Source organism: Arthrobacter sp. CAL618, assembly GCF_000468215.1.
Taxonomy (GTDB): domain Bacteria; phylum Actinomycetota; class Actinomycetes; order Actinomycetales; family Micrococcaceae; genus Arthrobacter_D.
In genome coordinates this window covers 15,492-17,865 of record NZ_ASZW01000150.1, presented here as the reverse complement: position 1 = coordinate 17,865, position 2,374 = coordinate 15,492, and the positions used below count along the sequence as shown (strand labels likewise).

The window sequence follows — 2,374 nt, the reverse complement described above, 5'->3', positions numbered from 1 at the left end:
CCGGCGGGTGGTCATCGTGATGGACACCTCGCGCACTTCAGCTGCGCGGATCGACGATGAGCCCCGGCTGGACACGAGTATCGAGGCTGCCCTGCTGCTGGGCGTCCTCGCACAGCGGGGTGGGGACCGGGTGGATTTCCTTGCCTTCGACCGCCGTCCCCGGGCCAGGGTGAATTCGGCGGCGAAGGGGAATCTGCTGAGCGCCCTCGTCAAGGCGATGGCACCGTTGGAGCCCGAGCTGATTGAAGCCGACTGGTCACGGGTGCCCGGCCAGGTTCGCTCCATCTCCTCCCACCGTTCTTTGGTTGTGCTGCTGACGTCGCTGGATTCGGGCTCAGTAGAAGAGGGGCTGCTGCCGGTGCTGGCCGATCTGACCTCACAGCATGTGGTGGTGGTCGCGTCAGTTCGCGACCCGCGACTGGATGAGATGCGCGGCGAACGCCAGTCCGTGTCCGATGTGTATCGGGCCGCGTCCGCGGAGCGTGCCCTGCTGGATCGTGCCGCGGTGACAGCCCAGTTCCGTCAGCTGGGGGCAGAAGTGGTCGATGCTACTCCCCACGAACTACCGCCACACCTTGCTGACATGTATATCCGGCTCAAAGCGGCGGGCCGGCTCTGATGATCCCGACCGAAGGTAGTGCCAGGGTCGACTATTCCCGAACAGCCCACCGCACCCCGTGGGCAGCGTTACCTGCGGCTGTTCGCCACCGAATCGCCGCCGAGCTGGGAAGCCCGACGGAGTCCGTCACCCCGGCTGGCGGTGGCTTCACCAACGGCTTCGCAGCTGTCGTTGGCGCCGGGAACCGCCGCCTCTTCGCCAAGGCGGCGCCGTCAACGGACAGCCACATTTTCGCTGCCTATGTCCGCGAGGCCGAGGTTCTCACTGCACTTTCGGCCGGACTTCCCATCCCGCAACTGCACTCAACCGATCAGGTCCTTGCTGGGGGCGCCCGCTGGCAGCTGCTGTGCTTTGAGGCCGTTGACGGCTACATGCCGGGGCAGCCATGGACGGTCAGTGATCTCAGGGCGGTGCACGCGTCACTCCTAGTGGTGCAGGCAGGGCTGCAGGAAACGCCAGCAAACCTTGCGAACGGGTCAATGGTGGAGGAGTTCTTCGGAGCCAGCTTACGGACCGACCTCGTAGAGTGCTGGGCCCCGAACGGAGCGCTTCCCGCCTATTTGCCGTCGCTGAACGTCCAGCACCTGTCCGAGCTTGAAAAATTGACCGCACTGGGTCACGAGGCGCTGGCCGGCGATGCTGTGCTCCACAATGATCTCCGGGCAGACAACATCATGATTCGCCCCCGTGGCGGGCCCAGCCCGCACGTTGCACTCTTCTGTGACTGGAACTTTCTGTCTATCGGGCCCGCCTGGGCTGACTGGGTAGCCCTGTTGGTTTACCCACGCCAGGCAGGGGTCGACGTCGACAGCTGGCTTGCCGACTCTCCGCTGAGCTGCGGGGCCAACCCCGACGACATTGATGCGTGGCTCGCGGTGCTCGCCGCCTACATGGTCACCAGCGGAGACCAACCCGAACTGGCCACCAGCCCCTACCTGCGGATGCACCAACGCTTTACGGCACGAATCCTGATCGATTGGCTCAGTAAACGACGAAAATGGGAGCTCTAACATGCAGTCCATCTACCAGCGCGCCTTGGGCGCCGATTTCAACAGGTTACAGCCCGAACTCCAGGCCTACTTTGGCCTCCACGCCGACGCGGGCCAGGCGGGAATAGGCAGCGGCACCTTCGATGTGGCAGGNCCCCGCCTGGTTTATCAGGCCCGCCTTCAGGCTGGCAGCTGCCGAGAACTCGTTTTTCCCCGAGTATGGGACCGATGTCCCCTTCAGCATCAGCAATTTCCCGCACCTTGACCCGTTTGGGCGTGCATCCCTGACCGCCCGCCGGATCCTGCACTTCCCGGCTGCTGAGCGGATTTTCGAGGACACCACCTCGGAGGAGAACGGTCAGCTGCTCGACTATGTGGGGGCGCACCGTCTGACGCTCACCGATCTGACCTGCTCGGTCACACCAGCCGGGAGGATGCGGATGGTGTCCACCCGGACCCGGGTATTCGCTGGCCCGGTGCGGCTACCGGTGCCGGACGTCGTCGGGGCGCAGGCCTACATGGAGCAGTGGTGGGATGAGGAAGCCGGTCGGTTCCGGATCCAGACCCGGGTGATCCACCGTCAGCTGGGGACACTCCTGGTCTACGCGGGGGCCTTCGACTACCACCTGGTCGACTTCGACGGTGTCCTGCCCGCTGAGGCGGAGCCGCGACGCTGGGAGAAGCGCCGCTAGTCGTTGGCCATCTCCTGGTTCAGCGCGTCGGCGGTCTGGGTCAACCGGCGCAGGATGTTCGCGGCGGCGGCGGG

3 protein-coding genes are annotated in these 2,374 nt (G+C 65.2%); all 3 read left to right on the top strand.

All coding sequences use genetic code 11. The annotated features are described in order from the left end of the window. Window positions 1-619, top strand: a 619-nt coding sequence (locus K728_RS0109075; protein ID WP_024476501.1) for a DUF58 domain-containing protein, incomplete at its 5' end; no start/stop codon positions are given. Continuing rightward, window positions 619-1,629: an aminoglycoside phosphotransferase family protein gene (locus tag K728_RS0109070; protein ID WP_019481706.1), complete on the top strand. Its 1,011-nt coding sequence runs from the start codon at window positions 619-621 to the stop codon at window positions 1,627-1,629. The genes K728_RS0109075 and K728_RS0109070, both read left to right, overlap by 1 nt. A 122-nt stretch (window positions 1,630-1,751) precedes the next feature. Next, on the top strand, window positions 1,752-2,300 hold the full coding sequence (locus K728_RS18980; protein ID WP_156911257.1) for a DUF4166 domain-containing protein: 549 nt from the start codon (window positions 1,752-1,754) through the stop codon (window positions 2,298-2,300). Window positions 2,301-2,374: the final 74 nt, after the last annotated feature.

Excerpts from the sequence above, each read along its gene's own strand:
- K728_RS0109070 (WP_019481706.1), top strand. The coding sequence starts at position 619 with ATGATCCCGACCGAAGGTAGTGCCAGGGTCGACTATTCCCGAACAGCC.